Genomic DNA, 26,587 nt, shown 5'->3' on the forward strand with positions numbered 1-26,587 from the left:
GAGGGTATGCCGGGTGGGCCAGTCGGCCCAACCCGGTTTTGCTGTGCGCCCGGTGCGTCAGATGGCGCAGCCGTCGGGGCCGCAGACCTCCGCGTCGGCTCCGCCGGTGCTGACCATGGTCAGCGGGTTGGCTTCCTGCCATGCCTGCTCGAGCGCCCGGCTGAACACCTCGGCGGGCTGGGCGCCGGAGATGCCGTACTTCCGGTCGATGACGAAGAACGGGACGCCGGTGACGCCGATGGTGCGGGCGTCGGCAAAGTCCTGCCGGACCTCATCGGCGTACTTGTCGGTGTCCAGGGCCTCGTTGATCTCAGCGGCGTCCAGACCGGCTTCGCTGCCGATGCGCACCAGGTCGCCCCGGTTGCCGATGTCGGCTCCGTGCTCGAAATGGGCCGACAGCAGGGCCTCCTTGACGATGTCGCCACGTCCTTTGGCTGCGGCCAGGTGCAGAAGCTGGTGGGCGTTGAAGCTGTTGGCCACCACGACGTCGTCGAACCGGTAGTTCAGGCCCTCACCCTTGGCCTGCTCGGTGACGTGGGCAAACATGCTCGTGACCTGCGCCGGGTCCATGCCCTTGCGCTCGCTCAGATAGCTCAGCTCGGTGCCGTCGTAGTGCTCGGGGATGGTGGGGTCCAGCTGGTAGCTGCGCCACTGCACCTCCACCGAATCCTTGTGGGGGAACGCCTTCAACGCAGTTTCGAACCGGCGCTTGCCGATGTAGCACCAGGGGCAGGCCACATCGGACCAGATCTCAATCTTCATACAGGCGGGAACGGGCGCGTGGTGGGGACTATTCCGGTGACGCGGCCCGCGCTGTCGCCCGCGCCAGGACCGCCCAACCGGCTTTCGCTCAGACCGGCTCGCTCGGCAGGAAGACCCGGACGACCGCTCCCCCACCACGGGCATCGTCAATCTGGGACCAGCCGCCGTGCGCCTCGACGACACCCTTGACGATGTAGAGACCCAGCCCTGTGCCCGTGCCGCTCGGCCCGTGCCAGAAGCGACCGAAGACGGCACGCCGCTGCTCCGGGGGGATCCCGGGACCGTCATCGCTCACGCTGATGACGACCCCTCGCTCCCCGTCTGCCGTGTGCGGAGAGGCGGAGAGGACGACCTTGCTCTGACGGTGCCGGATGGCGTTCTCGACGAGGTTGGAGAGCACCTGGTCGAGGCGATCGCTGTCGGCGTAGATCTCCTCGGCACCGCTTTCGACGTCCACCGTGAAGCCGTCCGCGTCGTGCCCCGCGGCCACCGCACGCTCGACGTGTCGGGTGAGCATCGCCTTCGAGTCGACGGGGATCTCATGGATGCGCAGTTTCCCGGTGTCGATGCGTGAGACATCGAGCAGGTCCGTGATGAGCCGGGTGAGTCGGTCGGCGTCGGAGTCGATCGCCTCGAGCATCGTGATGCGCTGTGCCTCGGTGAACTGGTCCCACCGGCGCAGCAACGTCGACGTGAAGCCCTTGACGCCGGTCAGTGGTGAACGCAGCTCGTGGGCGATGGTCGAGATGAGCGCGGCGTGGTCGTGTTCGGCACGTCGTCGCGCCTCGGCGTCGCGCACCCCGAGGAGGATGGCGCCCAGAGGACCGGCGCGGCCCGCGCGGAGGTACTTCGCGGTGATGAGAAGCTCCCTGCCGTCCGGCAACATCAGCAGCTTCTCGCGGTGACCCGTGCGAATGCTCAGCCCGCCCCACGGGTCGGTGAGGGCCCACCAGGACTCGCCGTTGCGCGTCTCGAGCGGCAACACCACTCGGATGTCGCGACCCACCATCTCGCCGGCGGGACGGCCGAGGATCTGCTCTGCCCGGTGGTTGACCGACGACACGGCACCCGTTGCGTCGGCAGTGATGAGCCCGTCCGGCAGCATCTCCGCCGCCGAAGAGGCAGCCGGAACCGGGACGGTCATGTACGAGGGGGGCGGATCAGCCATACCGCCATCCCACCACGTCAGGCCCCGGACGTCAGGACCGACGCGTCGCTCCAGCAGATGTGGCCAGGCAGATCGTGGCGGCCATCGCCAGGTTGAGCGACTCAACGCGCTCGTGGATCGGCACCCGGACCACGTCGTTGCAGCGGTCGCGGATCTCCGCGGGCAGCCCCCACGCCTCGTTGCCCATGACCCAGGCATGGGGCTGGCTCACGTCGACATCGGGCAGCAGGGTCGTGCCGACTCCGTCGGCGGCATACGTGCGTATGCCGTGTGCGGCCAGGGCGTCCAACGTCTCGTTGACATCGAGTCCGGTGACGACCGGCAGGTGGAAGAGGGACCCCACGGTCGACCGAACCACCTTGGGCGAGAGGACATCGACCGACCCGTCGGTGACGAGCACGGCATCGGCGCCAAAGGCATCGGCACCACGGATGACCGTGCCGGCATTGCCCGGGTCGCGCACGTTGCTCAGCAGCACGACCAGACGGGGCGCGGTGGCGAGCACCTGCTCGAGGGTGTGGGCTTGCGCGGCGACGACGGCGAGAACACCCTGCGGTGACTCGGTGTCGGACATCGCGGCCAGGACGGCGTCGTCGGTCTCGTGCAGGTGGATGTCGGCATCCTGCGCGGCCGCGATGAGGTCCTGGTGACGCTCGATCGCCTCGGCGGTGACGTAGATGTCATCGACGAGCGGAGCGGCATACCGGATCGCCTCGCGCACGCCCTGCGGTCCGTCGACGACGAAGCGACCGGTGCGCTCACGCGCCGAACGCCGGGAGAGCGATCGCACTGACTTGACCCGATCGGATCGGATGTTGGTCAGCACGGCTCTCCCGGCGTTGCGAAAATGGCGCGGTGCGCCCGAGGGTTGCTCAGACGGCAGCCTTGTCGACGACCGGCTGTGCCGGAACGTTCGCCTTGGCGATCTCGACGAGGGCCGTGAAGGCCGCCGCGTCGTTGACCGCGAGCTCGGCGAGCATGCGACGGTCGACCTCGATCTCAGCGACCTTGAGTCCCTGGATGAGGCGGTTGTAGGTCATGCCGTTGGCGCGGGCCGCAGCGTTGATGCGCTGGATCCACAGACGACGGAAGTCACCCTTGCGGGCGCGACGGTCGCGGTAGGCGTAGCCGAGGGAGTGAGTGACCTGCTCCTTGGCCTTGCGGTAGAGACGGGACCGCTGACCGCGGTAACCACTCGCGCGCTCGAGGACGACCCGGCGCTTCTTATGGGCATTGACTGCCCGCTTCACGCGTGCCACGTGAGACTCCTTGCTGTTCTAGGACGTTGGGGGGTGCCGGCTCAGATGCCGAGAAGCTTCTTGACCTTCTTGACGTCGGCCTTGGACACGAGAACGTCCTTGCTGAGGGCGCGGGCCTTCTGGGGGGTCTTCTCGTGGAACTTGTGGACGTGACCGGCCTGCTCGCGCATGACCTTGCCGGAACCGGTGACGCGGAAGCGCTTCTTGGTGCCGCTGTGGGTCTTGTTCTTCGGCATGGCTGCCGATCTCCTTCGCTGTCGGTGGTGCTGACGGTGCTGCTGTGTGACGGTGCTGCTGGGAAATTCGTGGTTGACGCCTATTCGGCGACAGCGGCCTTCTTGGGGGCCTTGGGCTTCGTGTCGACCTTCGCGGCCGGCTTGGCCGCAGGGGCCGGCTTGGCCTTGGGAACGGGCTTCGCGGTGGGGACCGGCTTGGCTGCCGGGACCGGCTTGGCTGCCGGGGCCGGCTTGGTCTCGACGACCGGCTCGGCTTCGACGACGGGCTCGGCCTCGACGACGGACTCGGGCTCGGCCGGGGCGACCGGCTCAGCCTCGACGACCTCTTCGATCTGCGCGACCTCGACGGGCTGCTCTGCTTCCATCGCCGCAGCGATTTCGTCGTTCAGCTCGTCCTGCGAGTCCTGCACGTCGGTGTCGGCTGCCTGGCTGGCATCCGCGCTGTCGTGCTTCTTGCGACGCTGCTCGGCGCGGGCCTCGGACTTCTTCTTCGTCGGCGCCAGGACCATGATCATGTTGCGACCATCCTGCTTCGGAGCGGACTCCACGGTGCCCAGTTCGATGACGTCCTCGGCCAGCTTCTGGAGGAGGCGGTAACCGAGCTCGGGGCGCGACTGCTCGCGACCACGGAACATGATCGTGACCTTGACCTTGTCGCCGCCACCCAGGAACCGGACGACGTGGCCCTTCTTGGTGGCGTAGTCGTGGGGGTCGATCTTCGGGCGGAGCTTGATCTCCTTGATGACCGTGTTGACCTGGTTCTTGCGCGCTTCTCGGGCCTTCATGGCGGCTTCGTACTTGTACTTGCCGAAGTCCATGAGCTTGGCGACCGGCGGCTTGGCCATGGGGGCCACCTCGACCAGGTCGAGGTCAGCCTCGGCCGCGAGACGCAAAGCATCCTCGACGCGGACAATGCCGACCTGCTCGCCGTTGGGGCCAACCAACCGCACTTCCGGAACCCGGATGCGGTCGTTGATACGAGGCTCGCTGATGTCGAACTCCTTCTGAAGGGAACTGAAGACTGTGCTGTGGCCCGAAACAAGTCCGCCACATCTCAAAAATGAGAAAAGAGGCTCCTCGCGCAGCGCACGAGAAGCCTCACATCCGTCCACAAAAGGCACCCACGACACACACTGCTGCCGTGGACCGTGTGGAGAAACCCGGCGACCTGAGGTCGACGCGGGTGGAAGCGAACTTCACTTGCGCACTGTGTTCATCACCTGGAGGGTGGCGACACAGCCGGTCCGGCAGCAAGGTTAGCAGTCTGGCGCCATGAGACCAATTCGGCGTATGCCGAACCCCTCGTGTCCGTCGAGACGCGCTAGCCGCCCTCCGGGCTGCGCACCTTCAGAACGAGGCCATGGAGCTCAGGTGATGCGGAAGGCCAGGCCGTCGATGCGGGCGCGGAGTTCGCCGTCGGTGGCGAGGCGCTCCCCCACGCGGGTGGCGATCTGCTGGATCTCGGTGGGTTCGAGGCCCTCGGTGAGTTCGAGGACGAGGCCGAGGATTCCTTGGCCTGTGGGGGCGCCCTCCTCGATCCGGTGGGTGCGGACAGCTGACTCCTCGGCGAGGGCTGCTGCCACGGCCTTCTCCACGAAGGGGTCCTCGTGCGGGATGAGCCATTCACGTTCTTGGGCAAGGGCCCAGACCATGGACGGGCGCAAGGCACGGGTGAGTGGGCCGGCGACATCGATGACGATGACGTCGCAGAGCTCGCTGACGGCGGCCTGGCCTGCGCGGGCGGAGGTGACAGGGACGGGTCTGGCGCTCGGGTCCCAGGCCGCGAGAGACGCGAGGCTGGTGAAGACGGGCAGGGCGCGCTCTCCGTCGGGGGCGACCAGGGTCACTGCGGCCATGTCGGTCTGCTTGTCGACAGTGAGCCCGTCCCGAACCTCTGTCTCCACGGGTTCGGCGACGATGGGGACGAGGAGTCGGGCCCCCTGGAGCGCAGCCATGAGGGCGGTCGCGTCACCCGCCTCAAGGGCGGAGGTCAGGGCTGGGTCGGCAGCGCCGTCGTCACCCTCGAAGCCGGTGGATCCGCTGAAGACACGGTCCCGGGTCACGGGCGACCGGCGACGTCGAGTGCGTCAGGGAGCGTGAAGGCACCGCGATAGAGGGCGGATCCGGTGATGGCACCCTCGACTCCCTCGCCGACCATGGTCCGAAGCGCTTCGATGTCGGCGAGGGTCGAGACCCCACCCGAGGCAATGATCGGTCGGTCGGTGCGGGTGCAGACGTCGCGCAGGAGGTCGAGGTTGGGGCCCTTGAGCATGCCGTCCTTGTTGACGTCGGTGACGACGTAGCGGGCGCAGCCCTCGGCATCCAGCCGCTCGAGCGTCTCCCAGAGGTCGCCGCCCTCCTGCGTCCAGCCGCGGGCCGCCAAGGTGGTGCCGCGCACGTCGAGTCCGACGGCAATGCGGTCCCCGTGCTCGGCGATGGCCGAGGCCGTCCACTCGGGGTTCTCAAGTGCGGCGGTGCCGAGGTTCACCCGTCGGCAGCCGGTTGCGAGGGCGCGCTCGAGGGTCTCGGCGTCGCGGATGCCGCCGCTCATCTCCACGTCGATGTCGAGCTGTCCGACGATCTGGGCGAGCAGTTCGGCGTTGTCACCTCGGCCGAAGGCAGCGTCGAGGTCGACGAGGTGCAGCCACTCGGCGCCCTGCTCCTGCCAGCGCAGCGCAGCCTCGACCGGTTCGCCGAACTCGCCGCCGGACCCGGCGACTCCCTGGACGAGCTGGACCGCTCGGCCTCCGGCGACATCGACGGCGGGCAGGAGCTGGAGGCGAGGGGTGGTCATGGCACCTTCATGGTTGAGGTCACGGTCGGGGTGTGGTGAAACATGCGGTTCAGGTGGATCGAGATGGCCGCTCAGAGCGACCGGACCCAGTTCTCGAGCAGGTGCAGACCCGCCTCGCCCGACTTCTCGGGATGGAACTGGGTGGCGGACAGGGGGCCGTTCTCGACGGCGGCGACGAAACGCTCACCGTGAGTTGCGTGCGTGACCCGAGGGGCGACGACCGCGAACGCCCCGGTGGGTTCGGGAAGCGTCCAGGTGCGGACGGCATACGAGTGCACGAAGTAGAAACGCTCGGACTCGACCCCGGCAAAGAGTGAGGAGCCGTCAGGCACCTCGACCTCGGTCCATCCCATGTGCGGAACGATCGGAGCCTGGAGCCGCTCGACCGTGCCGGGCCATTCGGCCAGGCCCTCCTCGGTCGTGCCACTGGGCTCGGTCGAGGACTCGAACAGCGCCTGCATGCCGACGCAGACACCGAGGACGGGACGGCCTCCGGCAAGGCGGACGTCCACGATGCGGGGCGCCTCGGCTGCACGCATCCCGCGCACGCAGGCGTGGAAGTTGCCCACGCCCGGCAGGAAGAGTCCGTCGGCGTCGAGGGCTCGACCGCGGTCAGCAGTGAGCTCGACCTGGGCGCCCACCTGCTCAAGGGCCCGGACCGCACTGTGGACGTTGCCGCTGCCGTGGTCGAGGACGACAACCCGGCGGCCCGTCATCGCTCGTTCTCCGAGCGGTGCGCTGCCTCCTCGGCGACGAGCGCGTCGAAGGCAGCGATGGAGCGGGGGCTGGGATCGATGCGTTCGTGGCTCTCGTCGATCTCGCCGAGGAGGAGCTCCTCGCCGGGCAGACCGAGAAGGCGCACCAGGCCGATGAGGACGTCGAGCGGCTGCCCCTGCGTGTCGGCGAAGTGCTCGCTGACCGCGGCGGCAGTCGTGCGCGACCGCGCCCCGGCGACGTCGACGATGAGTCCGGCTGGCAGGGCGGGAAGGTCTGGCGTCCGGCGGATACCGGTGCCGGGCTCCCACACGATCCACCGCTGCTCGAGACGCCAGCCACGTGCCTGGACCGTCACGACAGCGCAGCCGTCGATGACGAACAGCCCGATGGCCGGACGGTGCCGGGTGGGCACCCGTCGGGCGGCGAGGATCTCGAGCCCGACGTCATAGGGCGCAACAGACAGTGCCCGGTCCTCCGCGAGATAGACGCCGGTCCAGCCTGCGAGCGGAACGACGCGGACGGCCACGAGACCGCGCCGGACCCAGCGGGCCGACGCCGCGGCCCCACCTCGGACGAGGACGACACCGTGCCCGAGCTCTGGTGTCTGGTCAGGGGTTGCCACGGCTCAGAGCGCACCCTTGGCACTGGGGATGCCGTCGACGCGGGGGTCGCGCTCGATGGCAGCACGAAGTGCCCTGGCCACGGCCTTGAACTGGGCTTCGACGATGTGGTGCGGGTCGCGACCAGCGAGAACGCGCACGTGCAGGGCGATACCCGCGTGGTAGGCGAAGGACTCGAGGACGTGGCGCGTCAACGAGCCGACATAGTTGCCCCCGATGACGACGTACTCCTGACCGGCGGGCTCCCCCGTGTGGACGACGTAGGGGCGACCGGCGACGTCGACGACCGCGTGGACGAGCGCCTCGTCGAGGGGCACCGTCGCGTCACCGAATCGCGAGATGCCGCGCTTGTCACCGAGCGCTTCGCGCAGGGCATCACCCAGGACGATGGCGACATCCTCGACGGTGTGGTGCGCGTCGACGTCGACGTCACCCGTGGCCCTGACCTTGAGGTCGATGAGCGAGTGCTTCGCGAGCGACAGGAGCATGTGGTCGTAGAACCGGACTCCGGTGCTCACGTCGCCGACGCCGGTGCCATCGAGATCGATGGTCAGCTCGACGCTGCTCTCGGAGGTGGAACGCGTCACCGTCGCGGTGCGGTTGGTGGTCACGACTGTCCTTCCAGGTGTTCGGGGCCCAGGGCGGCGACGGCTTCAAGGAACGCCGTCGTCTCCTCCGGCGTCCCGGCGGTCACTCGAAGATAGTGCTCGATCCCCACGTCCCGGACGAGAACCCCCCGGTCGAGCAGTGCCTGCCAGGTCACATGGCTGTCGCGCAGCCCGCCGAAGAGGACGAAGTTGGCGTCACTGGGGACGGGGTCGAGGCCGAGCGCGGTGAGTTCATCGACGATCCGGTCGCGCTGGTGCTTGATGACGTCGACGGTGCCGAGCATGGCGTCGGCGTGCTTGAGCGTGGCCCTCGCGATCGCCTGCGCGGGCGACGAGAGGTGATAGGGCATGCGCACGAGCCGGAGCGCGTCGACGAGCTCGGGATCGGCGGCCAGATAGCCCAGTCGACCCCCGGCGAAGGCGAACGCCTTGCTCATCGTGCGGGTGACGACGAGCCGTGGACGTCCCTCGAGGAGGGTGAGCGCACTGGGCGTCCCCGGTCGGGCGAACTCGGCGTAGGCCTCGTCGACGACGATGACGGCGTTCGGAGCGGCGTCGTGCACCGCCGTCACGACGTCGAGGGTGAGGGCCGTGCCGGTCGGGTTGTTGGGTGAGCACAGGAAGACGACGTGTGGGTCGTGCTGCTGCGCCTGTTCCACGGCGGACTCGGCCGACAGGTCGAAGGCACCCCCGCCCTCCACGCCACGCAGACCATCGACCCAGGTCGTGCCCGTGGTCGCGGAGATGATCGGGTGCATCGAGTACGCAGGAGTGAAGCCGAGGGCGGTGCGACCCTGACCACCGAACGCCTGCAACAGGTGCAGGAGAACCTCGTTGGACCCGTTGCCGGCCCAGACCTGCTCCGGGCTCACCGACGTTCCGCTGCGCGAGAGGTATGCCGCGAGGTCACCTCGCAGGTCCGTGAACTCGCGATCGGGGTAGCGATTCAGACCCGAAGCCATCCCGGCCACGGCGGCAACGATCTCGTCGACGACGGCGGGCGGCACGGCATACGAGTTCTCGTTGGTGTTGAGGGCGACCGGGACGTCGAGCTGAGGTGCGCCGTAGGCCGTGCGCCCGCGCAGGTCCTCGCGCAGGAGCTTCTCTATGTCGCTCATGAGAGCTCGGGAAGGCGCGCGATGACGGCCTCGCCGTGGGCAGGGAGGTCCTCGGCGTTGGCGAGGGTGACGACGTGGGCGCCGACCTCGCGCAGGGCGTCCTGCGAGTATTCGATGACGTGGATTCCGCGCAGGAAGGACTGCACCGACAGGCCGCTCGAGTGGGAGGCGCACCCGCCGGTGGGCAGGACGTGGTTGGAGCCGGCGCAGTAGTCGCCGAGGCTGACCGGTGACCAGGTGCCGACGAAGACCGCGCCGGCATTGCGGACCCGTGCCGCGACAGCAGCGGCGTCGGCCGTGTGGATCTCGAGGTGCTCCGCGGCATACGCATTGACGACGTCGAGTCCGACGTCGACCGAGTCGACGAGGACGATCGCCGACTGGCGACCGGTGAGCGACTCGATGACCCGCTCGGAGTGCTTGGTCGCGGCGACCCGACGCTCCACGGCGACCTGGACCGCGTCGGCGAGGTCGGCGCTGTCGGTGACGAGAACCGCAGCCGCCAACGGGTCGTGCTCGGCCTGGCTGATGAGGTCGGCGGCGACGTGGTCGGGGTCGGCGGTGGCGTCGGCGAGGATCGCGATCTCGGTGGGCCCGGCTTCGGAGTCGATGCCGATGAGCCCCTTGAGCAGGCGCTTGGCGGCGGCCACGTAGATGTTGCCAGGACCGGTGACGAGGTTGACCGGCTCGAGCGGCTCGGCGCCGTCGAGCTCGTCAAATCCGTGGGCGAAGGCGGCCACGGCCTGGGCGCCACCCATGGCCCACACCTCGTCCACCTCGAGGAGCGCGCACGCAGCCAGGATCGTGGGGTGCGGCCAGCCGCCGAAGTCCTTCTGCGGCGGGCTCGCGACGGCAACCGACCCGACCTCTGCGAGCAGGGCGGGGACGACGTTCATGACGACGCTGCTCGGATAGACCGCGCGACCGCCCGGGACATAGAGGCCGACCCGATCGACGGGAACCCAGCGCTCGGTGACCGTGCCACCGGCGGTCACCGTCGTGGTCGACTCGGTGCGGCGCTGCTCGGAGTGCACCAGGCGGGCGCGGCGGATGGATTCCTCGAGTGCCGCGCGGACCTGCGGGTCGAGGTCCGCGAGCGCCTGGGCGATGACCTCGGCCGGCACGCGCAAGGACGCCGGGCGCACGCCGTCAAAGCGCTCCGAGGCGTCGAGGACGGCCTCGCCACCACGGGCGGCGACGTCATCACAGACTGGACGGACCGCAGCCAGCGCTGCTTCGACGTCCAGCTCGGCACGCGGCAGGGTGCCCCTGAGTTCGCGGAGGGTGGGCGTGCGTCCGCGAAGGTCGAGAACCGGGATCATGAATCCCAGTCTAGGTAGCGTCCCCATAGAAGACGTGCTCGGCCGCATGCCGGGCACGACGGGCGACGCGGCGGTAGCGGTTGGCCAGCTCCTGGCCCGATCGCGCCGGCAGACCCATGATCCGGGCCATCCCGTCGGCGTCGCGGACATCGGACGGGACGGAGTCGACGGGCCGTCCGCGAGAGAGCAGACCAGCGTTGCGCATCTGCGACGCGAGGCGCCACGACTCGGCGAGAGCCACTGCGTCGTCGCTCGCGATGAGCCCCTCGGCCTGAGCCGCCGTCAGGGCCCCGAGCGTCGACGTCGTCCGCAGGCCCTCGTGGTCGTGGGCGTGCTGCAGCTGGATGAGCTGCACGCACCACTCGACGTCGCTCAGGCCTCCGTGACCGAGCTTGAAGTGGGTCTTGCGGTCCGCGCCCCGAGGGAGACGCTCGGCCTCCATGCGCGCCTTCAGGGTGCGGATCTCGCGGACCTGTCCCGCGTCGATGCCACCCTCCGGCCAGCGCAGGGGGTTGATGAGCTCGATGAACGCGGCTCCGAGCTCGACATCGCCCGCCACCGGGGCCGCGCGCAACAGCGCCTGCGACTCCCAGACGAGGGACCACCGCTCGTAGTAGGCGCGATAGGAGTCGAGGGAGCGCGTCAACGGGCCGTTCTTGCCCTCGGGGCGCAAGCCGGCGTCGACCTCGAGCCGGGGGTCGGGCGCAGCAAGACCCAGGAGGCGGATGAGCTCCTTGACGACGTCGAGGGCCTGCTCCTGGGCAGCGCGAGCGTCCACCCCCTCCAGCGGGTCGTGGACGAAGAGCACGTCGGCGTCGCTGCCGAAGGCCGCCTCGCCGCCTCCGAGACGACCCATGCCGACGACGAGGTGACGACTCATCGCAGGAGCGCCGGTCTTCTTCTCCACGGCCTCGAGGACGACCTCGAGCGTGACGTCGATGAGGGCACCGCTGAGGTCCGCGAGCGCCCTGCCGAGATCTTCGAGAGTGAGGTGCCCGAGCAGCGAGGCGACCGCGAGGCGGAAGAGTTCCGAGCGTCGCACCGCGCGTGCCGCGAGGACAGCGGCCTCGGACCCGTCCTTGCGTCGAGCCGCGGCCCGCATCCGTACCTGCACCTCGTCTCGGGTGCGCGGCCGCAGCCCGGTGGACTCGCCCAGGAACTGAACTGACTCCGGTCCCTGCTCCAGGAGGTCCGCGGCATACCGGCTCCGCCCGAGCGTGTGGGCGAGGCGTTCGGCGGCGCTGCCCTCGTCGCGCAGCAGGCGGAGGAACCAGGGCGTCGTCCCGAGCTCGTCACTGATGCGTCTGAAGGCGAGCAGGCCGGCGTCGGGAGCGGCCTCGTCGGCGAACCAGCCGAGCATGACGGGCAGCAGTTGTCGTTGGATCGCAGCTCGTCGACTCACTCCCCCGGACAGGGCCTCGAGGTGACGCAGGGCTCCGCGGGGGTCGGTGAAACCGAGGGCCGCCAACCGCTCGCGCGCGGCCTCCGGTGCCAGGCGCACCTCGTCGGGACCCAGTCGGGCCACAGCCGACAGGAGCGGGCGGTAGAAGATCCGCTGGTGCAGCCGGCGGACTTCGCGAGCGGCCGCGCGCCACTGAGCCGTGACCGAGTCCTCGGGATCGCGCTGGTGGCCCAGCGCCCGGCCGAGCCGCCTCAGGTCGCTGGGCGCCGTGGGCATGAGGTGCGTGCGCCGCATGCGGAAGAGCTGGATGCGGTGTTCGAGAGTACGAAGGAGCCGGTATGCCGCCTCGAGAGTTTGTGCGTCCTCTCGCCCGACGTAGCCACCCTGGGTGAGAGCGGCCAGGGCCGTCAGGGTCGTGCCCGACCGCAGGGACTTGTCGGCGCGACCGTGGACGAGCTGCAGCAGCTGGACGCTGAACTCGACGTCCCGCAGCCCGCCCGGCCCGAGCTTGAGCTGACGGTCGGCCTCTCCCGACGGGACGTTGTCCTCGACGCGACGACGCATCGCCTGCACGTCCTCGACGAAGTTCTCGCGCGAGGCTGCCGACCAGACGAACGGCGCGACAGCGTCGACGTAGGCCCGACCCAGGACGCGGTCACCGGCGATGGGGCGAGCCTTGAGCAGGGCCTGGAACTCCCAGGTCTTGGCCCAGCGCTCGTAGTAGGACACGTGCGAGCGGAGGGTGCGCACCAGCGGGCCGTTCTTGCCCTCGGGGCGTAGTGCGGGGTCGACCTGCCACAACGCACCGGCCGCAGTCTGGCTCGAGCAGATCTTGATGATCGCGGTGGCGAGCTCGGTGGCCACCGCCACGGCCGCGTCCTCATCACAGCCGTCGGCGGGCTCGGCGACGAAGATGACGTCGACGTCGCTGATGTAGTTGAGCTCGCGTCCCCCGGTCTTGCCCATGGCGATGACCGAGAAGCGGCACTGGTCGGCGGTGGGCCCGAGGGCTGCGCGAGCCATGACCAAGGCGGCTTCGAGCGCGGCCTCGGCGAGGTCCGCCAGCGCTGCGGCGGTCTCGGGGAGTCGGGCCTGCGGATCCGGTCGCGAGACGTCGAGGGCCGCGATGCCGAGCAGCTGGCGGCGGTACTCGATGCGCAGGGCGTCCTCGGGCGTGGTGCCGTCGGCGGGTGCGGTCACGGCCTCGGTCATGAGGTCGATGCGTTCCTCGACCTCGAGCTGGACGGCGTCGACCACGGCGGTCCAGTGCTCGGGTCGGGCGATGAGGTGATCGCCCAGCGCGATGGACGCACCCAGGACGGAGAACAAACGGTCGCGGGCGCGGCCGGGTTCGCGCAGAGCCGGGACGAGCGCCTCACGCAGGGTGGCATGGGCCGGGGTGGCGACGCACTCCATGAGTCGCACGAGGGCGAGCAGGGCCTGATCGGGGTCGTTGACCCTGGCCAGGGTCACGGCCAGGCCATCGGTCTCGACCCGGCTCCGATCCTTGACCAGCGGTGCCAGGGCAGGGTCGGCCAGCAGGTTGTCGGCCCTGCGTGGTTCGGCAAAGCCGAGCCGGGTCAGATCGCCCGGAACGGACGGCATACGAGCGCTCACAGTGCGCCCCTCACAGTCGCGGGAGGTACCGCTCGAGTTCGAACGCGGTGACCTGTCCGCGGTAGTCAGCCCACTCAGCGCGCTTGTTGCGCAGGAAGAAGTCGAAGGTGTGCTCGCCCAGCGTCTCGGCGACGAGCTCGCTCTCCTCCATGACCTCGATCGCCTCACTGAGCGAGGCCGGGAGCGGACGGATGCCCATGGCCTTGCGCTCGGAGTCGGTGAGGCCCCAGACGTCGTCCTCGGTCTCGGGGGCGAGCTCGTAGCCCTCCTCGATGCCCTTGAGGCCGGCCGCGAGCAGCACCGAGAAGGCGAGGTAGGGGTTGCAGGCGCTGTCGATGGAGCGGACCTCGACGCGGCTGCTCTGTCCCTTGTTGGGCTTGTACATCGGCACGCGCACGAGGGCGGACCGGTTGTTGTGGCCCCAGGTGAGATGGGCCGGGGCCTCACCGCCACCCCAGAGTCGCTTGTAGCTGTTGACCCACTGGTTGGTCACGGCCGTGATCTCGGCGCCGTGGTGGAGCAGACCCGCGATGAACTGGCGCCCCGTCTTGGACAGCGAGTAGGGGGCACCGGCCTCGTAGAAGGCGTTGCTGTCACCGTCGAAGAGCGACATGTGGGTGTGCATGCCCGAACCCGGGTGCTCGGCGAGCGGCTTGGGCATGAAGGACGCGAAGATGCCCTGCTCGAGCGCAACCTCCTTGATGACCGTGCGGAACGTCATGATGTTGTCAGCCGTCGAGAGGGCGTCGGCGTAGCGCAGGTCGATCTCGTTCTGACCGGGTGCGCCCTCGTGGTGGCTGAACTCGACACTGATGCCCATCGACTCGAGCATCGTGATCGCGGCCCGGCGGAAGTCCTGCGCGGAGCCGTGCGGCACGTGGTCGAAGTAGCCGGCCTGGTCGATCGGCGTCGGCTGCTCCCCCGGCTTGAAGCCCTTCTCGAAGAGGAAGAACTCGATCTCGGGGTGCGTGTAGAAGGTGAAGCCCTGGTCGGCCGCCTTGGCGAGCGTGCGCTGCAGGACGTGGCGCGGGTCGGCCATGCTCGGGGCGCCGTCGGGAAGCGTGATGTCGCAGAACATGCGTGCCGTGCCCGGGTTGTCGCCGCGCCACGGCAGCACCTGGAACGTCGACGGGTCCGGCTTGGCCAGCATGTCGGCCTCGTAGACCCGGGCGAAGCCCTCGATCACCGAGCCGTCGAAGCCGATGCCCTCGGAGAAGGCCCCCTCGAGCTCGGCCGGGGCGACGGCAACGGACTTCAGCCCACCGAGGACGTCGGTGAACCAGAGGCGGACGAAGCGGATGTCCCGCTCCTCGATGGTGCGGAGAACGAACTCCTGCTGGCGATCCATGTTCGGCATCCTAGGGGGAGGCAGGGCAAGGGCCCCGAAGCATCTCGCTTCGGGGCCCTCGTCGTGTGGTGGTGAAGAGTCAGATCTGGGTCACTTGGTGGGGACCGTGATCTTCAGCTCCATCTCCGTACCGTTCTTGGTGGTCTTGGCCACGGTGATCTTCGTACCGGTGCCAGCAACCTTGACCGAGTTCCACGGGTTGTCCGCGGTCCAGTACTTGTTGACGTCGGTGTCGTCGAAGGTCGGGATCGCAGCCTGCTTGTTGATCGTCACCGGGACTCCATTGCGGTGGAAGGTGACCTTGTCGGTCTTCTCCTGACCGAAGGTGGCGTCCCACGGCTGACGGCGGTTGCCGAGCAGCTGTCCGGTCGGCCACTTGACCGGTGCCGGGCGAGCGTCAACGGGAAGCGACTGTCCGCCACCGGGGTGAGCCGACGTGTTGTTGTCGGCGAACGAGGAGTCGACATACCAGACGAGAAGGCCGTTCTGGTAGGGGAAACGCTCCACCCAGTCGGGCTTCGTGTTGGCCCAGCCGAAGTTGTACGGGCCGGTCTTGAGCGTCTCGTCGTAGCCCGAGTACACGCGGTTCTCAGCGATGTAGTAGCGCGGGTACAGCTTGTCGATCGTGCCGTTGATGATCGAGAACCCGACTGCCGTCCAACCGTTGGCACCGGACTCGACGTTGTCGGTCAGGACCGGGGCGCCGTCCGCCGTGATGGCGATGTCGTCGATGAACGCGCCCTTGAGGGCCAGTCCACCATCGGTGGCGTAGTTGAAGCGGAACTTGACGTTCTTGCCCGCGAAGGCGGAGAGGTTCCAGGACTTCTGGACCCAGCCACTGCTCTTGCCGCCAATGGCGTCGACGTCGGTCCAGTTGGCGCCACCGTCAGTGGACGCCTGGACGTAGAGGAAGTCGTAGCCCTGCTCGATGTCGTAGTCCAGCCACGCCGAGACGTTGGCCGACGTCTTGCCGGTCAGGTCGATGTCGCGGGTGATCGAGTTCTTCAGGTCATCGCCCGATCCACTCCACCACTCGGCTGCGCCGCTGTGGGGGGTGTTGTACTTCGTGACGACGCGCTTGTCTTCAAGCGGGACAACGACGGCCTGAGGCGTCTTCTTGCCATCGAGGTCGGCCTGGCCGAGCGTGTATTTGCCGCTCGTCGAGGCGGTCGCGTAGTCGAGCCAACCGAGGTCGAGCTTCTCCTTCGGGCCCATGTAGCCGGGCTTGGAGCCGATGTCGACGGTGCCGTTGTTCAGCCACGAACCACCGGACATGAGCGTCCAGAAGCCGGTGCCGTTGTCGCCACCAGCGGTGTCGTAGTAGTCCGGCAGGCCGAGGTCGTGACCGAACTCGTGGGTGAAGACGCCGAGGCCACCGTTCTCGGGCTCGGTGGTGTAGTCACCGATCCACATACCGGAGTTGCCCAGCTGGACACCGCCAGCCTTGTTGACCGCCGGACCGGTCCGGCCGATCTGGTTGGAGTAGGCGTACCAACGGTGGGACCAGATGGCGTCCTCGCCCTGGGCGCCGCCACCAGCCTCTTCGCCCTCACCGGCGTGAATGGCCTGGAAGTGGTCGATGTAGCCGTCGGGCTCGTTGAAGTTGCCGTCACCGTCGTAGTCGTAACGGTCCACGCGGTCGAACTGCGCAAGGTAGGTCTTGATCTCGGCGTCGGTCTTGCCCGCAGCCTTCTCGCTGTTGTACCAAGCGGTCGCCGAGTCCTGGATGAAGGACCAGTAGCCGTCGGCCTCGGTCGTGCCATCGCCCGCCGCGGGGTTGTGACCGTAACGCGCCTCGTTGTAGGGCACCTTCACCCAGTCGGAGACGTCACCCTTGGCCAGAAAACGGCCGTTGGACTGCTTGAGGTAGAAGTCCTTGAAGGACTCGCCCTCACCGAACATGAGGTCCTGGTAGTGCGCGCGGTCGTAGTTGGCCGACCACTCGGTCGAGTTGTTGTCGGTCGCGTTGCCGTCCCACGTGCGGTCGGGCTCCGGGATCTGGTTGCGCGCGGGCCCGGCGTCGCCGCCGGTGGCGGGCTTGGTCTGGGTGCCGAACTCGGCGAGGATCGTGAAGATGTCCTCTTCGCGCTCCACCGGGTAGGACACGAAACGGTCCTTGCTGCCCTTGGCACCCTTGGCGCCCTTGGCAGCCTTGTCGTCGCCTGCGATCTTGATGACGCGCTGTCCACCGCGGATCTCGGTGGTCGCCTCACCCTTGACGAGCTTGTTGATGGCGTCCTGGCGCAGGGCGCGCTGGGCGTCACCCAACGGGTTGGGCAGGTCGTCCTTCTTCTGCGTCGAAGCCTTGGCGTCCTTTGCCACGGGTGCGGCGTCCTTTGCCTGCGCGCCCATCGGCGCGAGGCTCACCACCAATGCTGCTCCGGCCAGTCCGGCCAGGGCACGACTGTGTCGTCTGATCACGATTCCTCCGAATGTGTTCGCCCGCCAGGGGTAGGCGTGCTTATGCAGAGAAACATGTGCGATCGGATTGCACAATGGTTTGTGCGGTTTTTTACCTGCCCTTTACCTTCCCGTCACAGGGAGAGTCGGGTCCCGGACTCTGACAGGATCGGCCCATGAGCGATCAGCCCACTCCCCCCGCCGAGACGATCAACCCCTACGGCACCGGCGCGCAGGCAGCGCCCCAGAAGCGCATCCGGGTCCCCCATCTGCAGAAGATGAAGGAGACCGGTGAGAAGTGGGCCATGCTCACGGCCTACGACATGTATGCCGCCGAGATCTTCGACGAGGCCGGCATCCCCTGCCTGCTCGTCGGTGACTCGGCCGGCAACAACGTCTACGGCTTCGAGACGACGGTCCCGGTGACCGTGGACCACCTCGTGCCGCTGTGCCGCGCCGTGACCTCGGCTGCCAAACACGCCATGGTCGTCGCCGACCTGCCCTTCGGTTCCTACCAGGCGAGCCCGCAGCAGGCGCTCGCCACGGCCACCCGCTTCATGAAGGAGGGGCTGGCGCACGCGGTCAAGCTCGAGGGCGGCAAGGCGATGGTCCCCGAGATCGAGCTCCTCGTCCGTGCCGGCATCCCCGTCATGGGGCACATCGGCTTCACCCCGCAGAGTGAGCACGTCCTCGGCGGCTACCGCGTCCAGGGACGAGGCGACGGTGCCGACCGGCTCCTCGAGGACGCCCTCGCCCTCGAGGCGGCCGGTTGCTTCGCCATCGTCATCGAGATGGTCCCGGCGCCCGCGGCCAAGAAGGTCACCGAGGCGCTGCGCATCCCCATCATCGGGATCGGCGCCGGCCCCGACTGCGACGCCCAGGTCCTCGTCTGGCAGGACATGGCGGGCCTCCGAGGTGGGCGCGCTCCCCGCTTCGTCAAGAAGTACATGGACATGCGGACCGGTCTCGCGGATGCCGCGAAGGAGTATGCCGCCGAGGTCGCCTCCGGCGCGTTCCCCGCCGCGGAGCACAGCTTCGAGTCATAGACGACAGATCGAGAACGAGAGCGGCGTATGCCGGGTGCGCACCCGGCATACGCCGCTCTCGTCCTGTCTGTGGTCCCGTCAGTCCTCGAGGTCCTCGTCCTTGCCGTTGTCCCAGGCGCGGTCCTCGGCGTCCCACTTCTCGGTGTTCGCGGCGGCGGTGGCCAGCGCGTTGCGCGCCTCGTCCTCGGTGTCGTAGGGACCCAGGACGTCGTCGTTGCGGCTGCGGCTCTCGTCGGCCTCAACCTGCTTGGTGGTGGTGTTGTACCAGTACGCCACGGTGTCCTCCTGAGTGTCTGAGCAGGCGCTCTGCCTAGACTCCACCGTATGCCGATGACGTACGGAAGTGTCGCTCCCGGTGAGGTCTCCCCAAGGCGCGCCGTGCCCGCGAGCATCGAGCGCCCCGAGTACGTCGACAAGCCGTCGCCGGACAAGAACCTCTCCCCCGAGGTCAAGGACGCCGAGACGATCGAGCTGATGCGGGTGGCTGGTCGCATTGCGGCCCAGGCGATGGAGGCAGCGGCCGCGGCCATCGCCCCCGGAGTGACGGCGGACGAGATCGACCGCATCGGTCACGAGTTCCTCCTCGATCACGGTGCGTACCCCTCGACCCTGGGCTACCGCGGCTTCCCCAAGTCGCTGTGCACGTCGGTCAACGAGGTCGTGTGCCACGGCATACCCGACTCCCGTCCGCTCGAGGACGGCGACATCGTCAACATCGACATCACCGCCTACATCGGTGGGGTGCACGGCGACACGGACGCGACCTACCTCTGCGGCGACGTCGACGAGGAGTCCCGGCTGCTCGTCGAGCGCACCCGCGAGGCGATGATGCGCGGCATCAAGGCGGCCGTCCCCGGACGCCAGATCAACATCATCGGACGCGTCATCGAGAGCTACGCCAAGCGGTTCGGCTACGGCGTCGTGCGCGACTTCACCGGGCACGGCATCGGTCGGTCGTTCCACTCCGGTCTCGTCGTGCCGCACTACGACGCAGCACCGTCCTACGACACGGTCATCGAGCCGGGCATGACGTTCACGATCGAGCCGATGCTCAACCTCGGCACCGAGAGCTGGGACATGTGGGACGACGACTGGACCGTCGTCACGGCCGACCGCAAGCGTTCGGCCCAGTTCGAGCACACCATCCTCATCACCGACACCGGCAACGAGATCCTCACCCTTCCCTGACCCGGCCACCCAGCACCCTCCACCCACACGACGGACGAAGGAGTCCTCCATGAGCAAGAAGAGCGCACTGCCCCTCGGGATCGACGTGGGCGGGAGTGGCATCAAGGGTGCACCGGTCGACCTGAAGAAGGGTGAGTTCGCCGGGAAGCGGAAGCGGATCGACACTCCGGCGAAGTCCACTCCCGAGGCCGTTGGCGACATCATCGGCGAGATCGTCGAGCACTTCGACGACGTGCGCGGCGACTCCCCCATCGGCATCACCATCCCCGGTGTGGTGACCAAGGGGGTCGTGCGGTCCGCCGCGAACATCGACAAGTCCTGGCTCGACTTCGAGGCCGAGGAGATGCTCGAGAAGAAGCTGGGCCACGACATCGTCCTCGTCAACGACGCCGACGCTGCCGGTGTCGCAGAGCTGCACTACGGCGCGGCCAAGGGGCAGAAGGGGCTCGTCATCGTGACAACCCTCGGCACCGGCATCGGGAGCGCCCTCATCTTCGACGGCAAGCTCATCCCGAACTCCGAGCTGGGCCACCTCGAGATCGACGGGTTCGACGCCGAGAAGCGCGCCGCGTCCTCGATCAAGGACATCGAGGGCCTGACCTACCCCGAGTGGACCGAGCGCCTCCAGCGCTACTACAGCCACCTCGAGAACCTGCTCTGGCCGGACCTGTTCGTCGTCGGCGGCGGTGTCTCCAAGGATCACGAGCAGTTCCTGCCGCTGCTCAAGCTGCGCACCCCGATCGTCCCGGCGGTGCTCGAGAACAAGGCCGGCATCATCGGCGCGGCCCACCTGGCGCAGGAGTACCACGACTCACACTGACAATTTCGTCTTCGTGCCCCGCACGGACGGCTCGCTGCCGCTCGCCGTCCGTGCGGGGCACGAAGACGAGAGTGCGATGTCGGTTCAGCGCTGGCGCGCGACGACCATCGCCTTCTTGGGGATGTTCTTCTCGAGGTCGTACTTCGCCTTCTTGCCCGTCGTCAGCTGCTCCGCGTAGCCCATCTTGGAGAGCCGCATGAGGACAACGGGGCACGCCTTGCAGCGTGGCTTGTCCTTGCAGCACTTCTTCTTGGCGGAGACCTTGGGCACGCGCTCGAGAGTAGGTGAGCCTTACCTACATCTCCAAACCAGGTCCACGACGTGAGCGAGTTGCGCCTCGAAAGGGTCAGCGGGAGAAGTCGACCGCGCCCTGGCCTGCGAGGTCGTGAATGACCGTGTCGGCTCCCCCGAGCCGGTCCGCCTGGCCGAGGTAGAGCGCTCGGCCCGTCTCGTTGAGCAGACCGTCATGGATCGGCACCGCGGACGCCGGATTGAGCCGCCGCAGGAACCCGGCCATGTCACGACTGCGCTGCCAGGGAGCACTGAGGGGGAACGCCACGACCTCCACGTCGCCCGGCTCTCCGTCGAGGCTGTCGCCCGGGTGGAAGAGGCCGGGCTCGCCCTCGGCGCGCAGCACGACACCGACGTTGGGAATGCGTGGGATGTCGTCGTGGATCAGCGCGTGGAGCTCGCCAACCGGGGTGAGGGTGACGGCACCGATCGTCGCCGTGCCCTCATGGGGCTGAGCATCCACCCCAATGCCGGACAGGAGGTCGAGGCTGCCCGGGTCGCACAACACCGGCGCCGAGGCGTTGGCGCGCATCAGGGCCGGGAGCCGGTCCGGGTCGACGTGGTCCGGGTGCTGGTGGGTGATGACGACCGCCGAGAGGTCGCGCAGGTCCTCGAACCCGGGCGTGAAGGTGCCGGGATCGATGAGGACGCGTTCGCCCCCGGTCTCCACGAGGAGGCAGGCATGTCCGAGGTGCGTGAGTCGCATCTCTTCACGGTATGCCGTGAACCGGCTTGGGTGCGGACGAGTCAGTCATAAGCCGGGTTCTGTCGCGTGGCCGGTTGCCCGGGTCACGCTGACGGTCATCCATCTCGGACCACTGTTGCCAGTGGCCTCCAGCGCTCTACCCGTGTACTCGGGCGGGCCGCCCTCGAACGCACACTGTCTGAGCTTGCTCCGGGTGGGGTTTACCTAGCCGACTCCGTCACCGGAACCGCTGGTGGTCTCTTACACCACCGTTTCACCCTTACCGCCCGACCGGAGTCGGGAGGCGGTCTGTTTTCTGTGGCACTGTCCCGCGGGTCACCCCGGGTGGCTGTTGGCCACCACCGCGCCCTGTGGAGCCCGGACTTTCCTCGACATGGTTGCCCACGCCGCGACCGTCGGACTGACTCGTCCGCCGGCACAGCATACGGGTGGACGGATGCTCGGGTGACGCAAGAAACAGTCAGCAGTGCTGGTTTGTTCGGCTGCGAGCGCTTACCGTCGGGCCATGACCATTGAGAAGAAGACCGGGATGTCACTGGCGGGCCGCACCATCCTCATGTCGGGCGGGAGCCGGGGCATCGGGCTGGCCATCGCGCTACGAGCCGCCCGGGATGGCGCCAACGTGGCCCTGCTGGCCAAGACCGACCAGCCGGACCCCCGGCTCGAGGGCACGGCTCACACCGCCGCGCTGGCGATCGAGGAGGCCGGCGGCCACGCGCTCGCCGTCATCGGGGACGTGCGCGACGACGCCTCCGTCGCCGACGCGGTCGCGCAGACCGTGGACCGGTTCGGCGGGATCGACATCGTCGTCAACAACGCGAGCGCCATCGACCTGTCGCCCACACCGCATCTCTCGATGAAGAAGTACGACCTCATGCAGGACATCAACTGCCGAGGATCCTTCCTCCTTGCCAAGTCGGCGCTGCCACACCTCACCCGCTCCGATGCAGCGCACGTGCTGACCCTGTCGCCGCCGCTGAACCTCAGGCCCGAATGGGCCGGCCGCCACTTGGGCTACACGATCGCGAAGTACGGCATGAGCCTGGTGACGCTCGGTTTGGCGCAGGAACTGGCCGACTCGGGGGTTGCGGCCAACAGCCTGTGGCCACGCACGCTCATCGCCACGGCCGCCGTCCAGAACCTGCTCGGAGGTGACGAGGCCATCCGCAGCAGCCGGAGCCCGGAGATCATGGCGGACGCCGCGCACGTTGTCCTCAGCCAGGATCCGCGCACCTGCACCGGCAACTTCTTCATCGACGACGAGGTCCTCGCCGAGGTCGGCGTCACGGACCTCTCGGTCTACGGCGGACCGGACTCCGAGCTGCAGAAGGACATCTTCCTCGACTGACGCGCTCCTGCGCCGTGCCCGACGGATGTGCCCGACGGGTCAGGCGAGGACGAACTTCGCCTGGCCCGCGGTCAGGTCGACCGACTCGAGGCGCACCGAGACCGAGGCCCCGAGCTCGGCCTCGCCCTTGGCGCGCACGATGACGGGCAGCTGGAGGAGCTGCACCTCGAGGCCGCGGTCGTCACGCTCGACGACGACCGCGTCGAAGGCCTGGCCAACACGCGACTGGAGGACCGCTGCCTCGACGGCGTCGGCGCACATGCGCTCGGCCGACCCGGCGCGGCGGTCGGAGTCCTTCATGATCTCGGGGATCGTCGGCAGGGCCTCCCGGACCCAGGTCGGGACCTCGGCGCCGCTGCTGATCGCCTCGCAGATGACCAGACCGAAGCGATCGACAAGGCGGCGCAGTGGTGCGGTGACGTGGGCATACGCGTCGGCCACCGCAGCGTGCTCTGCCTGCTCCGGGACATCGCCCTCGAACGGCGTGTAGCCAGCCCCACGGAAGAGGGCCGTCGCCGAGTGGATGAGGGCAAGGTGCTTGGGGTTGTTGCGGTCGAGGCTGCGCAGGAAGTCGCCGTAGTTCTGTTCTGCCGGCCACGGGGCGCCCAGAGCCTTGGCCTGGCGTCGGAAGCGGGCCACGGCGTTGTGGTCGGCATCCGGCATCGTCCGCAGGATGCCCACTCCGGCGTGCAGCATCATGTCGGCCGCCACCATGCCAGTGAGCAGCGAGATCTGGGCGTTCCAGTCCTCGGAGCTGCGCGGCGGACGGAACGCGAGGGTGAAGTTGCCGTCGTCGCCGACGCTGACCTCCTGCTCGGGCATCGGCAGGCTGGCGCCCCCTCGGAGCTGCTCCTGACGGACGCGCTTCTCGCCGATCTCCTTGAGGAGGACCCAGCGTTCGTCGGTCGTGCCGGCATCGATCTGCTCCTGCACCCCGACGTAGTCGAACCGCTCGACCGACTTCACCCGGGCTCGATAGAGCTCGGCGCCGGTCTGCTCACCCTCGGCGTCGAGGCGGATGTCCCAGACGAAGGCCGGTCGCACCTGCCCGGGCAACAGGCTCGCCGCCCCCTCGCTCAGCACGGGCGGGTGGAGTGGCACCCGGACGTCGGGGCAGTAGATCGTCTGGCCGCGGCGGCGGGACTCGGTGTCGATCGCTCCCCCGGGCGCCACGAAGGCAGGGACGTCGGCGATGGCGTAGCGGACCCGATAGCCCTGGCCGTCGCGCTCGAGACACATGGCCTGGTCGAGGTCCATCGAGGTCGCGGGGTCGAGAGTCACGAAAGGCACAGAGGTCTCGTCCCGCTCCGGCGCTGCGGGTGGAGCCGCCGCGACCTTCTCGGCCTCGGCCTGCACCTCAGGTGGGAACGCCTCGCTCGCCTGCACCTCGGCGCGGATGGCCGCGAACCGGGCAAGCAGCGCCTCCCGGACGCTGTCGGTCGTCGTGGCGTCCGCCGGGGCAAGGCTGATCTGGCGCTGAGGCATGCCAGCCAACCTACAAGGGGTGCGCCCCGCATAGGGTGACCGCGTGCTCATCGTCCTGCCCCCGTCGGAGTCCAAGTCGAACCGTCGCCGAGGCAAGCCCGTCGACCCGAGAACGTGGTCGTTCCCGGAGCTCGCCGACACCCGCACGGCCGTGGCCACCCACCTGCGACGGGCGAGCGAATCCCCCACTGCCACAGTCGATCTCGGCGTCTCCCCCGGTCTCGTTGCTGAGGTTGCCCGCAACCTCACCCTCGACACCGCCCCAGCAACACCGGCCGCCGAGGTCTACACCGGCGTGCTCTACGACGCCCTCGGTCTCGACTCGATGGACGCCTCGGCGCGTCGCCGGGCCAACCAGTGGGTCGTCATCGTCTCCGCCCTGCACGGTGCCGTGCGGCTCAAGGACCGGATCACGGCATACCGGCTCTCCATGGACGTCAACCTGGCCGGGCTCGGCCCGGTCGCGGCCGCGTGGCGACCAGTCCTTGACGACGTGCTCGTCCCCGCTGCCGGGCGCGAGGTCGTCGTCGACTGCCGAAGCTCGACGTATGCCGCCGCGTGGACTCCCACGGGCGACGTCGCCGACCGCTGGGTGCAGATCCGCGTGCCCGGCGCCAGCCACATGGCCAAGCACACCCGGGGGCTCGTGGCCCGCCACCTCTGTGTCAGTGGTCAGCGGGCACGGACGCCGGAGAAGCTCGCGGCCATCATCGGCGAGGCCTTCGACGTCGACCTCACTCCCCCGGCACGCCGCGGAAAGCCCTCGATCCTCGACGTCACTGCTCGCTGAGTGCGATCCCGGCGGCCATGAGCCGCCAGCTGCGTCCGGGCCCTCGACGCAGTTCCCAGCGACCACAGCGCGCGAACTCGTCGAGGTCGTCGACCAGCACCCCCGCCACCGCCTTGGCCTCGGCATCTTCGGTACCTCGCTCGGTGGCCGGCACGAGGAAGCGCAGGTGGAGCTGCGGCTGGGGACGACTCGAGGTCGCATGGGCGACATCGAGCAGTCGGTCCTCGACCTGGTGCGTCCTGGCGAGGATGGACTCCGCGGCCGGGAGCACGTCCTGGGGCTGCACCCCGGCACGGACGTCGAGGATGTCGACCGTGACGCGGTAGGACGGCATCAGGCCTGCAGGGCTCCGGCCAGCGCCGCTTCGACGTCCTCGATGAGGTCCTCGACGGACTCGAGCCCGACCGAGATGCGAATGGTGCCGTCGGTGATGCCGACGGCGGCCCGGGCTTCTGGCGCGAGTCGGCGATGAGTCGTGGTGGCCGGGTGTGTCACGAGGGACTTGGCATCGCCGAGGTTGTTGGAGATGTCGACGAGCTGCAGGGCGTTCATGACCTTGAACGCGACGTCCTTGCCGCCCTCGACCTCGAACGTGATGACGGTGCCGCCGCCGGTCATCTGCTGCTTGGCGAGCTCGTGCTGCGGGTGGCTCTCGAGCATCGGGTGGATGACCTTGACGATCCCCTCGCGCCCTTCGAGGTGCTGGCCGAGCCGGAGCGCGTTGGCGGACATCTTGTCCACGCGCAGAGCCATCGTCTCGAGCCCCTTGACGAGCACCCAGGCGTTGAACGGCGACATGGCTGGCCCGGTGTGCCGCATGAGGTTCTTGACGGGACCGTCGATGAACTCCGCCGGTCCGAGGACGGCACCGCCCAGGACACGGCCCTGACCGTCGATGTGCTTCGTCGCCGAGTAGACAACGATGTCGGCGCCGTGCTCGAGCGGACGGGAGAAGACGGGGGTGCCGAAGACGTTGTCGACGACGACCTTGGCGCCGGCAGCGTGCGCCAGCTTCGACACCGCGGCGATGTCGACGAGCTCCTGCATGGGGTTGCTCGGTGTCTCGAAGAAGACGGCGGCCGTCGGCACGGACAGCGCCTCCTCCCACTGCGCGAGGTCGGGGCCGTCAACGAAGACCGCCTCGACGCCGAACCTGGGGAGGATCTCGTCGATGATGACGAAGCAGGAGCCGAAGAGCGCCCGCGAGGAGACGATGCGATCTCCCTTGCCGCACAGGGCCGCGAGGGCGACCCAGACGGCGGCCATCCCCGACGCTGTCGCGAAGCAGGCCTCGGCGCCTTCGATGAGTCGAAGCCGCTCCTCGAACATGCTCACGGTCGGGTTGCCGTAGCGGCTGTAGATGAACTTCTCGATCTCGTCCTTGAACGCCGCCTCGGCCTGCTCGGCCGACTCGTAGACGAAGCCGGACGTGAGGAACATCGCCTCGCTGGTCTCGTCGAAACCGCTGCGGCTCAACCCTCCTCGCACGGCGAGGGTCTCGGGGCGGAACGAACGACCTGACTCGCTCAGTGCGTCGTCCAT

27 protein-coding genes and 1 other RNA gene are annotated in these 26,587 nt (G+C 68.6%); 5 read left to right on the top strand and 23 right to left on the bottom strand.

Features of this window, described 5'->3' with window-relative positions:
• Nucleotides 1–57: 57 nt before the first annotated feature.
• The 16 genes from JNB_RS04315 to JNB_RS04390 all read right to left on the bottom strand — a co-directional run bounded on the left by JNB_RS04315 (nucleotide 58) and on the right by JNB_RS04390 (nucleotide 17,392).
• Nucleotides 58–762 carry a DsbA family protein gene (locus JNB_RS04315; protein WP_009775190.1) on the bottom strand — a complete coding sequence of 235 codons (705 nt, stop codon included), beginning with the start codon at nucleotides 760–762 and terminating at the stop codon, nucleotides 58–60.
• Nucleotides 763–850: 88 nt separating this feature from the next.
• Nucleotides 851–1,930 carry an ATP-binding protein gene (locus tag JNB_RS04320; RefSeq protein WP_237700612.1) on the bottom strand — a complete coding sequence of 360 codons (1,080 nt, stop codon included), beginning with the start codon at nucleotides 1,928–1,930 and terminating at the stop codon, nucleotides 851–853.
• Between the two features lie 31 nt (nucleotides 1,931–1,961).
• Entirely contained in the window at nucleotides 1,962–2,756 is a 795-nt protein-coding gene (locus JNB_RS04325; RefSeq protein WP_009775192.1) for an RNA methyltransferase, read from the bottom strand.
• Between the two features lie 46 nt (nucleotides 2,757–2,802).
• Nucleotides 2,803–3,189, bottom strand: coding sequence for a 50S ribosomal protein L20 (gene rplT / locus JNB_RS04330; protein WP_009775193.1), 387 nt, complete (start codon nucleotides 3,187–3,189; stop codon nucleotides 2,803–2,805).
• Nucleotides 3,190–3,230: 41 nt separating this feature from the next.
• Complete coding sequence (rpmI, locus tag JNB_RS04335; RefSeq protein ID WP_009775194.1) at nucleotides 3,231–3,425, bottom strand: 50S ribosomal protein L35; 195 nt, start codon at nucleotides 3,423–3,425, stop codon at nucleotides 3,231–3,233.
• Between the two features lie 80 nt (nucleotides 3,426–3,505).
• Nucleotides 3,506–4,375 (bottom strand): translation initiation factor IF-3, encoded by an 870-nt coding sequence (infC, locus tag JNB_RS04340; RefSeq protein ID WP_009775195.1) that lies wholly within the window; start codon nucleotides 4,373–4,375, stop codon nucleotides 3,506–3,508.
• Between the two features lie 417 nt (nucleotides 4,376–4,792).
• Nucleotides 4,793–5,488, bottom strand: coding sequence for an SseB family protein (locus tag JNB_RS04345; RefSeq protein ID WP_009775196.1), 696 nt, complete (start codon nucleotides 5,486–5,488; stop codon nucleotides 4,793–4,795).
• A complete protein-coding gene (priA, locus tag JNB_RS04350) occupies nucleotides 5,485–6,219 on the bottom strand; it encodes a bifunctional 1-(5-phosphoribosyl)-5-((5-phosphoribosylamino)methylideneamino)imidazole-4-carboxamide isomerase/phosphoribosylanthranilate isomerase PriA (RefSeq protein ID WP_009775197.1) in 735 nt (244 codons plus the stop codon). The genes JNB_RS04345 and priA overlap by 4 nt, the downstream gene beginning before the upstream one ends.
• A gap of 71 nt (nucleotides 6,220–6,290) precedes the next feature.
• Nucleotides 6,291–6,935 carry an imidazole glycerol phosphate synthase subunit HisH gene (gene hisH, locus JNB_RS04355; protein ID WP_009775198.1) on the bottom strand — a complete coding sequence of 215 codons (645 nt, stop codon included), beginning with the start codon at nucleotides 6,933–6,935 and terminating at the stop codon, nucleotides 6,291–6,293.
• Nucleotides 6,932–7,558 (bottom strand): hypothetical protein, encoded by a 627-nt coding sequence (locus tag JNB_RS04360; RefSeq protein WP_009775199.1) that lies wholly within the window; start codon nucleotides 7,556–7,558, stop codon nucleotides 6,932–6,934. Before JNB_RS04360 ends, hisH begins: the two co-directional genes overlap by 4 nt.
• 3 nt (nucleotides 7,559–7,561) lie before the next feature.
• Nucleotides 7,562–8,167, bottom strand: coding sequence for an imidazoleglycerol-phosphate dehydratase HisB (gene hisB / locus JNB_RS04365; protein ID WP_009775200.1), 606 nt, complete (start codon nucleotides 8,165–8,167; stop codon nucleotides 7,562–7,564).
• Complete coding sequence (locus JNB_RS04370) at nucleotides 8,164–9,282, bottom strand: histidinol-phosphate transaminase (RefSeq protein WP_009775201.1); 1,119 nt, start codon at nucleotides 9,280–9,282, stop codon at nucleotides 8,164–8,166. Before JNB_RS04370 ends, hisB begins: the two co-directional genes overlap by 4 nt.
• Nucleotides 9,279–10,604, bottom strand: a complete 1,326-nt coding sequence (gene hisD, locus JNB_RS04375; RefSeq protein WP_009775202.1) for a histidinol dehydrogenase — start codon at nucleotides 10,602–10,604, stop codon at nucleotides 9,279–9,281. The genes JNB_RS04370 and hisD overlap by 4 nt, the downstream gene beginning before the upstream one ends.
• A gap of 10 nt (nucleotides 10,605–10,614) precedes the next feature.
• On the bottom strand, nucleotides 10,615–13,611 hold the full coding sequence (locus JNB_RS04380) for a bifunctional [glutamine synthetase] adenylyltransferase/[glutamine synthetase]-adenylyl-L-tyrosine phosphorylase (RefSeq protein WP_009775203.1): 2,997 nt from the start codon (nucleotides 13,609–13,611) through the stop codon (nucleotides 10,615–10,617).
• A gap of 22 nt (nucleotides 13,612–13,633) precedes the next feature.
• Nucleotides 13,634–14,971 (bottom strand): type I glutamate--ammonia ligase, encoded by a 1,338-nt coding sequence (gene glnA / locus JNB_RS04385; protein WP_009775204.1) that lies wholly within the window; start codon nucleotides 14,969–14,971, stop codon nucleotides 13,634–13,636.
• Nucleotides 14,972–15,061: 90 nt separating this feature from the next.
• On the bottom strand, nucleotides 15,062–17,392 hold the full coding sequence (locus JNB_RS04390; protein ID WP_237700614.1) for an immune inhibitor A domain-containing protein: 2,331 nt from the start codon (nucleotides 17,390–17,392) through the stop codon (nucleotides 15,062–15,064).
• Between the two features lie 155 nt (nucleotides 17,393–17,547).
• On the opposite strand from JNB_RS04390, the gene panB reads away from it, so the two are divergent.
• Nucleotides 17,548–18,417 (top strand): 3-methyl-2-oxobutanoate hydroxymethyltransferase, encoded by an 870-nt coding sequence (gene panB / locus JNB_RS04395; protein WP_009775206.1) that lies wholly within the window; start codon nucleotides 17,548–17,550, stop codon nucleotides 18,415–18,417.
• A 78-nt stretch (nucleotides 18,418–18,495) separates the two neighbouring features.
• On the opposite strand, the gene JNB_RS04400 is transcribed toward panB, so the two are convergent.
• Nucleotides 18,496–18,693 carry a hypothetical protein gene (locus tag JNB_RS04400; protein ID WP_009775207.1) on the bottom strand — a complete coding sequence of 66 codons (198 nt, stop codon included), beginning with the start codon at nucleotides 18,691–18,693 and terminating at the stop codon, nucleotides 18,496–18,498.
• Nucleotides 18,694–18,741: 48 nt separating this feature from the next.
• On the opposite strand from JNB_RS04400, the gene map reads away from it, so the two are divergent.
• Nucleotides 18,742–19,605, top strand: a complete 864-nt coding sequence (gene map, locus JNB_RS04405) for a type I methionyl aminopeptidase (RefSeq protein ID WP_083784379.1) — start codon at nucleotides 18,742–18,744, stop codon at nucleotides 19,603–19,605.
• Nucleotides 19,606–19,654: 49 nt separating this feature from the next.
• Complete coding sequence (gene ppgK / locus JNB_RS04410; protein ID WP_009775209.1) at nucleotides 19,655–20,425, top strand: polyphosphate--glucose phosphotransferase; 771 nt, start codon at nucleotides 19,655–19,657, stop codon at nucleotides 20,423–20,425.
• An 84-nt stretch (nucleotides 20,426–20,509) separates the two neighbouring features.
• Here ppgK and JNB_RS04415 read toward each other — a convergent pair whose 3' ends face one another.
• The 3 genes from JNB_RS04415 to rnpB form a co-directional block, all read right to left on the bottom strand.
• Nucleotides 20,510–20,695, bottom strand: coding sequence for a hypothetical protein (locus tag JNB_RS04415; RefSeq protein ID WP_009775210.1), 186 nt, complete (start codon nucleotides 20,693–20,695; stop codon nucleotides 20,510–20,512).
• A gap of 76 nt (nucleotides 20,696–20,771) precedes the next feature.
• Nucleotides 20,772–21,422: an MBL fold metallo-hydrolase gene (locus JNB_RS04420; protein ID WP_009775211.1), complete on the bottom strand. Its 651-nt coding sequence runs from the start codon at nucleotides 21,420–21,422 to the stop codon at nucleotides 20,772–20,774.
• A gap of 33 nt (nucleotides 21,423–21,455) precedes the next feature.
• Nucleotides 21,456–21,830, bottom strand: an RNA gene (rnpB, locus tag JNB_RS20770) — RNase P RNA component class A.
• Between the two features lie 97 nt (nucleotides 21,831–21,927).
• Here rnpB and JNB_RS04425 point away from each other — a divergent pair.
• On the top strand, nucleotides 21,928–22,770 hold the full coding sequence (locus JNB_RS04425; RefSeq protein WP_009775212.1) for an NAD(P)-dependent oxidoreductase: 843 nt from the start codon (nucleotides 21,928–21,930) through the stop codon (nucleotides 22,768–22,770).
• A gap of 39 nt (nucleotides 22,771–22,809) precedes the next feature.
• Here the strand turns inward: JNB_RS04425 and JNB_RS04430 are convergent, their stop codons facing one another.
• Nucleotides 22,810–24,255 carry an RNB domain-containing ribonuclease gene (locus tag JNB_RS04430; RefSeq protein WP_009775213.1) on the bottom strand — a complete coding sequence of 482 codons (1,446 nt, stop codon included), beginning with the start codon at nucleotides 24,253–24,255 and terminating at the stop codon, nucleotides 22,810–22,812.
• 43 nt (nucleotides 24,256–24,298) lie between these two features.
• On the opposite strand from JNB_RS04430, the gene JNB_RS04435 reads away from it, so the two are divergent.
• Nucleotides 24,299–25,045 carry a YaaA family protein gene (locus JNB_RS04435; protein WP_009775214.1) on the top strand — a complete coding sequence of 249 codons (747 nt, stop codon included), beginning with the start codon at nucleotides 24,299–24,301 and terminating at the stop codon, nucleotides 25,043–25,045.
• Here JNB_RS04435 and JNB_RS04440 read toward each other — a convergent pair.
• Both JNB_RS04440 and JNB_RS04445 read right to left on the bottom strand, forming a co-directional pair.
• Nucleotides 25,032–25,379 carry a hypothetical protein gene (locus JNB_RS04440; RefSeq protein WP_009775215.1) on the bottom strand — a complete coding sequence of 116 codons (348 nt, stop codon included), beginning with the start codon at nucleotides 25,377–25,379 and terminating at the stop codon, nucleotides 25,032–25,034. The two genes, JNB_RS04435 and JNB_RS04440, sit on opposite strands and share 14 nt — an antisense overlap.
• Nucleotides 25,379–26,587 carry an O-succinylhomoserine sulfhydrylase gene (locus JNB_RS04445; protein WP_009775216.1) on the bottom strand — a complete coding sequence of 403 codons (1,209 nt, stop codon included), beginning with the start codon at nucleotides 26,585–26,587 and terminating at the stop codon, nucleotides 25,379–25,381. The genes JNB_RS04440 and JNB_RS04445 overlap by 1 nt, the downstream gene beginning before the upstream one ends.

The sequence above is a fragment of the Janibacter sp. HTCC2649 genome (genome assembly GCF_000152705.1).
Taxonomy (GTDB): Bacteria; Actinomycetota; Actinomycetes; order Actinomycetales; family Dermatophilaceae; genus Knoellia.

Excerpts from the sequence above, each read along its gene's own strand:
- JNB_RS04315 (WP_009775190.1), bottom strand. The coding sequence starts at position 762 with ATGAAGATTGAGATCTGGTCCGATGTGGCCTGCCCCTGGTGCTACATC.
- JNB_RS04320 (WP_237700612.1), bottom strand. The coding sequence starts at position 1,930 with ATGGCTGATCCGCCCCCCTCGTACATGACCGTCCCGGTTCCGGCTGCC.
- rpmI (WP_009775194.1), bottom strand. The coding sequence starts at position 3,425 with ATGCCGAAGAACAAGACCCACAGCGGCACCAAGAAGCGCTTCCGCGTC.
- priA (WP_009775197.1), bottom strand. The coding sequence starts at position 6,219 with ATGACCACCCCTCGCCTCCAGCTCCTGCCCGCCGTCGATGTCGCCGGA.
- hisH (WP_009775198.1), bottom strand. The coding sequence starts at position 6,935 with ATGACGGGCCGCCGGGTTGTCGTCCTCGACCACGGCAGCGGCAACGTC.
- JNB_RS04370 (WP_009775201.1), bottom strand. The coding sequence starts at position 9,282 with ATGAGCGACATAGAGAAGCTCCTGCGCGAGGACCTGCGCGGGCGCACG.
- hisD (WP_009775202.1), bottom strand. The coding sequence starts at position 10,604 with ATGATCCCGGTTCTCGACCTTCGCGGACGCACGCCCACCCTCCGCGAA.
- JNB_RS04380 (WP_009775203.1), bottom strand. The coding sequence starts at position 13,611 with ATGCCGTCCGTTCCGGGCGATCTGACCCGGCTCGGCTTTGCCGAACCA.
- glnA (WP_009775204.1), bottom strand. The coding sequence starts at position 14,971 with ATGGATCGCCAGCAGGAGTTCGTTCTCCGCACCATCGAGGAGCGGGAC.
- panB (WP_009775206.1), top strand. The coding sequence starts at position 17,548 with ATGAGCGATCAGCCCACTCCCCCCGCCGAGACGATCAACCCCTACGGC.
- map (WP_083784379.1), top strand. The coding sequence starts at position 18,742 with ATGCCGATGACGTACGGAAGTGTCGCTCCCGGTGAGGTCTCCCCAAGG.
- ppgK (WP_009775209.1), top strand. The coding sequence starts at position 19,655 with ATGAGCAAGAAGAGCGCACTGCCCCTCGGGATCGACGTGGGCGGGAGT.
- JNB_RS04420 (WP_009775211.1), bottom strand. The coding sequence starts at position 21,422 with ATGCGACTCACGCACCTCGGACATGCCTGCCTCCTCGTGGAGACCGGG.
- JNB_RS04425 (WP_009775212.1), top strand. The coding sequence starts at position 21,928 with ATGACCATTGAGAAGAAGACCGGGATGTCACTGGCGGGCCGCACCATC.
- JNB_RS04430 (WP_009775213.1), bottom strand. The coding sequence starts at position 24,255 with ATGCCTCAGCGCCAGATCAGCCTTGCCCCGGCGGACGCCACGACGACC.
- JNB_RS04440 (WP_009775215.1), bottom strand. The coding sequence starts at position 25,379 with ATGCCGTCCTACCGCGTCACGGTCGACATCCTCGACGTCCGTGCCGGG.
- JNB_RS04445 (WP_009775216.1), bottom strand. The coding sequence starts at position 26,587 with ATGGACGACGCACTGAGCGAGTCAGGTCGTTCGTTCCGCCCCGAGACC.